This window comes from Gemmatimonas sp., assembly GCF_041689975.1.
GTDB lineage: Bacteria > Gemmatimonadota > Gemmatimonadetes > Gemmatimonadales > Gemmatimonadaceae > Gemmatimonas.
Map to the genome: position 1 here is coordinate 19211 of NZ_JBDNFF010000174.1, position 8680 is coordinate 27890.

The following is an 8680-nucleotide window of genomic DNA, read 5'->3' on the forward strand; positions in this document are numbered from 1 at the left end:
TGGAACGAATTAACGGAAAGGCACGGATAAGCAAACGATTTGAGCCATACTCGGCGATCACCCCAAACCCTGCCACGTACCGTCCATGTCCCTCGATCTACTCTGGTTCTGTCAGCTGGCCTCCGACGGCGAGTTCATCGGCGGCGGCGCGCTCCGCAAGCCAACTCCGGCGTATCTCGCGAGTCTCGTCGAGACGGCGTCGGAGATGGGATTCAGCAGTCTGCTTACGGCCACCAACTTCCACGCCGAGCATGATGCGTGGACGGCGTCGATCGCGACGTTGGCGCGCACGCAGGGCGCGGGGCTGCTGGTGGCGGTGCGGCCGGGGATGTTCAACGCCGCCGTGTTCGCCAAGATGGCGGCCACGGCGCATGAGCTCTTTCCGGGGCGACTCCGCCTGAATATCGTGACGGGCTCGAACCCCGTCGAGAATGCAATGTACGGCGATCACGACGACCACGATGCGCGCTACCGTCGCACGCGCGAATTCATCGAGGTCATGCGCCAGCTGTGGTCGGAACCCGTGGTCGACTACAACGGTGACTTCTTCCAAACCCGCGGTGCGTTGCTCGCGCCGAAACCGTCGTCGCCGATTCCGATTTATCTCGGCGGGCACAGTGCACCGGCACAGCAGCTCGCCGCCGAGCTCGCCGACGTGTATCTGCTCTGGGCCGACACCGTAGAGGGCGTGCGCGCGCGACTGGCCACGATGCGTGCGTGCGAAGACGCCGCCGCGCGTCGCGTTCGCTACGGACTGCGCTGCCATGTAATCGTGCGTGAAACCGAGGCTGAAGCGTGGGCCGCCGCCGACCGACTCATCAGCCGCGTCGATCCGGCCACACGCGACGCGTTCATCTCGGCCGCCTCGAAAACCGACTCCGAAGGACAGCGCCGGCAGCTCGCGCTGTCGTCGGGTCCGTCGCTGGTGGTGGAGGAGAACCTGTGGGCCGGCGTCGGACTCGCGCGCACCGGTGTAGGTCTTGCGATCGTCGGCGACCCGGCGCAGGTCGAGGCCAAGCTGCGCGCCTACCAGGCGCTCGGCATCTCCACGTTCATTCTGTCCGGCTATCCGCACCTCGAGGAGTGCCGCCGATTCGGTGAGCTGGTCATGCCACGATTGCGCGCGCACGACAGCGTAGCGCGTCCCGTTTCGGCCACCGGCGTGGCGCCCGTGACGTGACGAACCCCACGGCGGCGTCACCAAACCCGGCAGCGCCTACGCTGATTCGCGCCGTCGACCGATGGAGTCTGTTGGCTCTCGTGATCAACGGGATCGTCGGCGCGGGCATTTTTGGATTGCCGGCCAAAGTGCATGCACTGATCGGGGTGTGGGGCGTGCTGGCGATCGTGGCGTGCGCACTTCTTATGGCGGCCGTCGTGTTCTGCTTTGCCGAAGTGAGCTCGCGCTTCGATGCGACCGGTGGTCCGTATCTCTACACGGCCGAAGCCTTCGGACCGTTTCCGGCATTTCTGGTGGGTTGGCTACTCTGGCTGGCGCGCATTGCCGGCATCTGCGCCATTGCCGGCATTCTCGCGGAGTATCTCGCGCTGCTGGTGCCGGGGATCGATCGCGGTGCGCCGCGCGCAATCCTGGTCACGACGATCATCGGCGGATTCACGGCGCTGCACGTGTCCGGCGTGGCGCGCAGCGTGCGCGTGGGGAACCTCATCACGGTGGCAAAGCTGGTGCCGTTAGTGGCCTTGGTCGTGTACGGACTTACTGAGATGAACGGCTCCGCATTCGCACCGGCTGCGTGGCGCGAGGCGGAGGTGCCGTCACGCGCGAATTTCTCGTCGGCTGTACTGCTGCTTACGTTCGCTTTCGTAGGGTGGGAAACGGCACTCGTGGCGGCCGGCGAAACGCGCGACCCACGGCGTGATATGCCGTTCGCGCTGCTGGTGGGGCTCGCGGTCGTCGTAGCGCTCTACGTGGGGCTGCAGGCGGTATGTATCGGCTTGCTGCCGGAGCTCGCCACGTCGACCCGTCCACTGGCCGATGCGGCAACGGCACTCGTGGGACCGATCGGTGGCACCATCATCGTGATCGGCGCGGCGGTGTCGATGCTGGGCACGATCAACGGTGGCATGCTCACGATCTCGCGTATTCCATTGGCGATGGCGCACGCGGGGCAGCTCCCGGCGGTGCTCGGGAAACTCAACGCGGCGTCGCGCGCGCCGGTGCACAGCATTGTGCTATCGGCCGTCGTGGTGTGGCTGCTCGCACTCACCAGCACGCACGTGTACGTGCTCACCATCAGTACGATCGCGCGACTGCTCGTATTCGCGGTCACCTGCGCTGCGCTACCGGTATTGCGCCGAAAAGCCGAAGTGCCACCAGCGCGGTTCCTGTTGTCCGGTGGCCTCGTGGCACCGATCGCTAGCTTGGTGCTCATCGCGTGGTTGCTGAGCGGCACATCGGGCAAGGAAACGCGCGACGTGCTGATCGCGGCCGTTGGCGGGAGCGCGTTGTACGTGGTCGTGCGGGCGGCGGCGAAGCACACGCCGCGATAACCACGTGTCCGTCACATCGAGTCAGGTCCGGATGCCGGGTGAGCAGGATCGGAGCGTAGCCATGAGCAGAGCCGAGAATCGGGGAGTTCTGCGATGCTGCTGGACGAACCCGCGAGAGCGGGCTTAATTTACCGCTCGGAGAATCGGGCAGTTGGCCCGGGGCATTGCTGGAAGCCACCATGTCCAGCGACGTCACGTCCCTCGTGATCGGAGAGCAGTGTTTATGCGCCGCATGTTCCTTCCAGCCAGCATAGCTGGACTCCTCCTCGTAACGGCCTGTAAAGACGCGTCCTCGCCCACCCAGCCGGCGGTGGCCGCGCCCGCCTTTACCCAGAGCGCCGCGCAGGATCGGCCGGTCTACATCGTGACCTTCAAGGACGCCGCTCGCGATATTCCCGGGCTTGCCCGACAGCTGGCGGCGGGCGACGGCTCCACGCCGCGTTTCGTGTATGAACATGCCCTTCGCGGTTTTGCCGCGCCGTTCTCCCCGCAAGCGGCGCAGGCGCTGTTGCGAAATCCGAATGTGGCATCGGTGGAGCAGGATCAGGTGATCACTGCCGATGCCACGCAGTCCCCTGCCACCTGGGGGCTCGACCGGATCGACCAGAACAACCTGCCGCTGAACAGCGGTTACAGCTACACGACAACGGGCGCGGGCGTCACGGCGTACATCATCGACACCGGCATCCTGCCATCCCATAACGAGTTCGGTGGCCGCGTCAGCAGCATTGGCTTTACGGCCATAATCGACGGTCGTGGCACGACCGACTGCAACGGTCACGGCACGCATGTGGCCGGCACGGTGGGTGGCACAACATACGGTGTGGCCAAAAGCGTAGCGCTGGTGGCCGTGCGCGTGCTCGGCTGTACGGGGTCCGGCAGCACGTCGGGCGTAATCGCTGGCGTTGACTGGGTAACCAGCAACCCTGCCCGCCCGGCCGTGGCCAACATGTCGCTGGGCGGCAGCGCCAGCAGCACCCTGGATAATGCCGTTGCAAATGCGGTCATCGCCGGTGTGACGTTCGTGGTGGCTGCCGGTAACAGCAGCGTCGACGCCTGCAATTCATCGCCCGCCCGCGCCGCCGCGGCGCTCACGGTGGGCGCCACCACGTCGTCGGACGCGCGGGCGACGTACTCGAACTTCGGCACGTGTCTGGACATCTTCGCGCCGGGCAGCAGCATCACCTCGGCCTGGTCCACTAGCAATACGGCCACGAACACCATCTCGGGCACTTCGATGGCCTCGCCGCACGTGGCCGGTGTGGCCGCGCTGTACCTGCAGGGCAACACCACCGCATCACCGGCGACCGTGGCGGCCGCACTGGTCACCAATGCCACGGCCAACGTGGTGACCACCCCCGGTACCGGGTCGCCCAACCGGCTGCTGTACTCCGGGTTCATCGGTGGAGGTGTCACGCCGCCGCCTGCGACCAGCATCGTGCTCGCGGTCCGCACCAGCGTGAAAGGCAAGAACACCATTGCATCGCTTTCGTGGACAGGATCGGTGGGCACCGCAACCATCTATCGAGGCTCGACGGCGGTTGGCACCTCGACCAGCGGCTCGTACTCCGACAATCCCGGTCGTAGTCCGGGCACCGCGACGTACCAGGTCTGCGTCGGCACGCTGTGCTCCAACGCGGTGACCGTCAGCTACTGACCACCGTGCGGTACGTGCAAGGGCCGGCCACTGCGCAACGTGGCCGGCCCTTGTGCGTCGCTGGCTCGCAGCCTCAGGGCATCGGCGTGATCGCCTTCTTCTTCGCCCCCTTGAAGTCGCCCGCTCGGATAATCCCCGTCTGCTTCGGATCGATGTACTTCCGGATCGCGGCGTTCACCTCGGCCACTGCGAGCTTCCGCACCCGAGCCTCGAGCGCCAGATCGTAGCTGGTAAAGGTGCGATTCCAGCGCCGACGAGCCACCATCGTATTCACGAGTTCATTGTCGTTCGCATACTGCTGCTGCCGCCCCTGCAACCAGCCGGCGCGAACCGCCTCGAGCTCTTCGGCCGTGATCCCGCCCGTCACCAGCTTGTCCAGCTCTTCGCGGAAGCTTGCCTGCAGGCGGTCGAGGTTTTCCGACGCGTAGATGGCGTAGGTGAAGAGCCGGCCAAGCGAGTCGCCGGCGGTGATGTTCACCTGCGTGCCCACACCGTAGCTCAATCCGTCGCGCTGACGCAGTCGGTCGGCCATACGGCTCTTGAGGAACCCACCACCCATGATCTCGGCCGCGAGCACGACGGCAGCGTAATGCTGTCGCTGATCGGATCGCGCACGTCGCGTGCCCTGCGGTGGTTGCTGGGCTGGTTCGGCATTCGCGGCATCGGCAGCCTGTACTTCCTGCGCTACGCGCTCAATCACGGGGTGCCGAGCAGTGATGTGGCGCCGTTGGTGGCGGTGGTGGCCTGCAACCTCGTGATCCATGGCATCACCGTGACACCGGTGCTGCCATGGTCTGAACGGTCGCTGGCCAGGCGTCATTGAGCGGGATCAGCGCGCAGCACCCGGGAGGCCGACGACCACGCATCCGTCGTGATCACGGAGCTCCTCGGGAACGTCGAGAATGTTGTACGGCCTGATGAACTCGAGATACTACACGCCTGCTTTCGCCCGGCCTCCTGCATGTGAACGGGATTCATCAGAGGTTCTTGCAGCGCCGTGCTTGGTACGTCAAGCGGCGGCAGCGCCGTCAGGATTCCCAGCTCGATCTCTCCTTCAGTTTCGGCTTCTTTCGCCGCAGATCACACGAATACCCTGTCATCGAATGGCCTTTGTCCCACACGAAGAATACCCACGAGTAGTCTGAACTTGAACTTGACCCGTTTTCGCAGCGTCGGTGGGGTTGGGTTTTCAAGCCGCTTTGGATGGTACGGCATGGAGGCGCTCGACGGCCAGAGGCGACCGCTGGCCGAACGCGGAGTGGCAGCGGCGCGGCTTGTACCAGCCTTCGATGTAGCGAAAGAGACCGAGGCGCGTCGAGCACTCGACCCATTGAGTCTACCGACGCCTTGCGCAGGCTCTCAGTGGATCGGCGGGGCTCCTTCACTTCGCGCTCCAGCGCCTTCACCCACACCTGGTCGTGGTTGGTCAAGCCGGGGTGATTCAGCGTAGACGAGAGGTGTGTGACCGGAAGGATCACCGAGTCGCTGCACTCAACGGCGGCGAAGGAATGCGGCCAACCTCTCGTTGAATGTTTCCTCCACTCAAAACAGCTTCGTTCGTTGGCGTTCACGCCCGCTTGGCTCGGGCGTCCATTTGTGGTGTCATTTGTGATACTGCATGAAACCGCATGGCGTCCTCGACACGAATGTCTTGATCGCAGGCCTTCGCTCGCGACGTGACGCGCCCGTGGCTCGCGCACGGCCTTTCAGCGCGTGCTCAAGAAAGTGAAAGATCACGCACCGATCGCGGGCGACAAACGGGAGAGGGGGCATCGGTATGCGTTCCGCCGTGCGCGCTCTTGCTGCGTCCGCCGCCGGCGCGGCTCACCGGGAGGGCGGCACACGCTCCGTCGCTGCGGCCGGACGGTTGCCCAGCCGCTCCAGCAACTGACCCAGTGTCTTGATCTCGGTGCCGTACTTACCCCAGTCTCCCTCACGCTGCGCCTCGATCGCGCTTTGGTAATGACGACGGGCTTCGTCGATCAGCGGCTGCAGGCTCGCGTCTATAACCACGGGCACGCCGGTGCTCGAGTCGCCGGCCGCGACCACGGACGGTGCGGCCCGCGCACCGGTGGCACTCCCGAACAGTGTGGCCAAGGCACCATCCAGCGTGGATTCCATCACCACCTGGTTCTGGTAGGCCACCACCACTCGCTTGAGCTCGGGAATGCGCCCACCTTCGGCCTGCAGGTATAGGGGCTGCACATACAGCAGCGATTCTTCGATCGGAATCACCAGCAGGTCGCCCCGCAGCACGGTGGACCCGCGCTGGTCCCAGAGCGTCACCTGGCGCGAGATCTCGGTGTTCTGGTTGATGCGGTTCTCGATCTGCCGCGGTCCGAACACGAGGCTTTGGCGAGACAGCTTGTATACGCGCAGCTTCCCGTACGCGGCGCCATCGTTGCGGGCCACCATCCACGCCGCGAGGTTGTCCTTGCCGCGCGGGGAGAACGGCACCATGTAAATGAATTCGGCACCCTGTTCGTCGGGCAGTCGCATTACCATGTGCCGCATGAAGGCCACGGCGCCTTCCTTCTGGTCGGTGGACGGAATCTGCCACTGGTCTTCACGGTGGTAGAAGTCGTCCGGAGAGTCCATGTGATACGTGGTGTACAACGCGGACTGGGCGCGGAAGAGCTCATCGGGGTAGCGCATATGCGCCCGCAGATCGACGGGCATGCTGTCGAGCGGCAGGAAGATGTTCGGCGTGATGCGACGCCAGGTGGCGATGATGGGATCGTTCGGCGCACTCACGTACGAGCGGATGGACCCATCGTACGCGTCGATCACCACCTTCACGCTGTTGCGCATGTACGTGGTGCCGTCGGCCAGCCGCTGCGAGTACGGATACCGCGTGGTGGAGGTATACGCATCCATCATCCACACCAGCGTCCCGTCCGTGCGGATCACCATGTACGGGTCGCGGTCGAAGGCGAGCATCGGCAGCGCCTTCCGGGCGCGCGTGACGATGTTGCGATTGTATACCATGCGGCTCGTGTCGCTGATGTCCTGCGAGAACAGCAGGTTCGATGATGCGAAGACCGAGGCGAACACCATGCGTTTGAGGAAGCCACCGGCACGCACACCCGCCGTGCCGCCGTAGCTCCTGTACACGTTCTGTTCGCCGGAGGGCTGGTCGAATTCCCGCTGGTTCGTGCCCGTCACCACCCAGTCGTTACTGAGCTCTCCGAAGTAGATCTGCGGTCGTGTCACGGTAAGCGACACGTTCGAGGCCGGGGGTAGGTCCTTGACGAACAAGACCGGCAGTCCTTCCACGGTGACCTGGTTCACCGGGCTGAGCGTGAGGCCCATGCCGTGCGTGAAGGTGAGGTGGTCGTTGATGAAGGTGCGTGTGGGCAGCGAGGCCACGTTCAATTCACGCGGCGAGAGCAACACCTGGCGGTATTTTCCGTCGATCCAGTAGCGGTCGTCATCCACCGACACGAAATCGTAGTACGTGCGGATCTCCTGCAGTTGGCCGAAGGTCTGCAGCAGCGGACTGCGGTCCCACAGCCGCACGTTGTCGATAGTGGGCGCGTTGCGCTTCAGATCATCGAGCGTGAGCGTGGCCTCGCCGTTGAGCTCACGGGTGTCCACGCTGTCGAGCCCCCACGCTTGGCGCGTGGCGGCAATGTGATGCGCGAGGTACGGTCGTTCGCGCGTGAGCTCGGTGGGTGCCACAATGAACTTTTGAACGAGCTGCGGAAGCACGCCACGCGCGACCAGCGACACGCCCAGGTAGCCGACGATGGCGATGCCCCCGAACCGCGGCAGGCGCTCGCGCAGTCCGCCCACGACCACCAACGCGGCAGCGCCCAGCGCCAGCACGACCGAGAGGTAGATGGCGGGGCGTGTGGCATGGAGATCGGTGTAACTCGCGCCGACGAGCGGGCCGGTATTGGAAAACAGCAGTTCGGGAATGTCCACCGCGTAGAGTCGGACAGCCGTGAGCACGAGCATGACGGCAACGAGCGCCGCCACGTGCATACCCGCCTGCCGCTTCACGACCACGCCGGATGGGCCCACACTGATGTCACCGCGCGGGATGTACACCGCCGCGGCGAGCACGAGGGAGACGGTCGTCAGCGCGGAGAGCATCGCCAGCAGCACGGAGATTCCAGGGAGCGTGAACACGTAGAACCCGATGTCACGCGACAGCACGGGGTCGCTGAGACCGAACGGCCCGCCGTACCACCATTGCAGCGCCGTCTCCCAGGATGCGCTGGCGATCAGCCCGGCGAAGAGACTCAGCCCCAGCGCAATCGGGATACCGAGGCGCGCGATCACCGCTGAGAGTTCGATGCGGGCCGTCGTATCGCCCGATCGCACCAGCAGCGGACCACGCGGGTGGCCGCGCTGGGCGATGCGCAGCGTGAGCATCACGACGCCGAGCGCGAGCAGCGCGGCACCCGCGAAAAGGGCCACCTGCGCGGACAGCTGGCGGCTGAATACCACTTCGTAGCCCACTTCCTGAAACCACCACCAATCGGCGAGCAGCGCGCTGAAGGTGGG

6 protein-coding genes are annotated in these 8680 nt (G+C 65.1%); 4 read left to right on the forward strand and 2 right to left on the reverse strand.

The window, feature by feature from the left end; genetic code table 11:
* Positions 1-85: 85 nt before the first annotated feature.
* The 3 genes from ACESNG_RS11205 (at position 86) to ACESNG_RS11215 (ending at position 4168) form a co-directional block, all read left to right on the forward strand.
* The gene (locus tag ACESNG_RS11205; protein ID WP_373064524.1) at positions 86-1180 is read left to right on the forward strand and encodes an LLM class flavin-dependent oxidoreductase; all 1095 of its coding nucleotides are present in this window, start codon (positions 86-88) and stop codon (positions 1178-1180) included.
* Positions 1177-2511, forward strand: a complete 1335-nt coding sequence (locus ACESNG_RS11210; RefSeq protein ID WP_373068992.1) for an APC family permease — start codon at positions 1177-1179, stop codon at positions 2509-2511. Before ACESNG_RS11205 ends, ACESNG_RS11210 begins: the two co-directional genes overlap by 4 nt.
* 223 nt (positions 2512-2734) lie before the next feature.
* Positions 2735-4168: a S8 family serine peptidase gene (locus tag ACESNG_RS11215; RefSeq protein WP_373068994.1), complete on the forward strand. Its 1434-nt coding sequence runs from the start codon at positions 2735-2737 to the stop codon at positions 4166-4168.
* A gap of 73 nt (positions 4169-4241) precedes the next feature.
* On the opposite strand, the gene ACESNG_RS11220 is transcribed toward ACESNG_RS11215, so the two are convergent.
* A complete protein-coding gene (locus tag ACESNG_RS11220; protein ID WP_373064518.1) occupies positions 4242-4745 on the reverse strand; it encodes a M16 family metallopeptidase in 504 nt (167 codons plus the stop codon).
* A gap of 12 nt (positions 4746-4757) precedes the next feature.
* Here ACESNG_RS11220 and ACESNG_RS11225 point away from each other — a divergent pair, with 12 nt between their 5' ends.
* Entirely contained in the window at positions 4758-4991 is a 234-nt protein-coding gene (locus ACESNG_RS11225) for a hypothetical protein (protein WP_373064516.1), read from the forward strand.
* A gap of 1001 nt (positions 4992-5992) precedes the next feature.
* Here the strand turns inward: ACESNG_RS11225 and ACESNG_RS11230 are convergent.
* Positions 5993-8680 (reverse strand): UPF0182 family protein (locus tag ACESNG_RS11230; RefSeq protein WP_373064514.1); only part of this gene is annotated, 2688 nt, incomplete at its 5' end.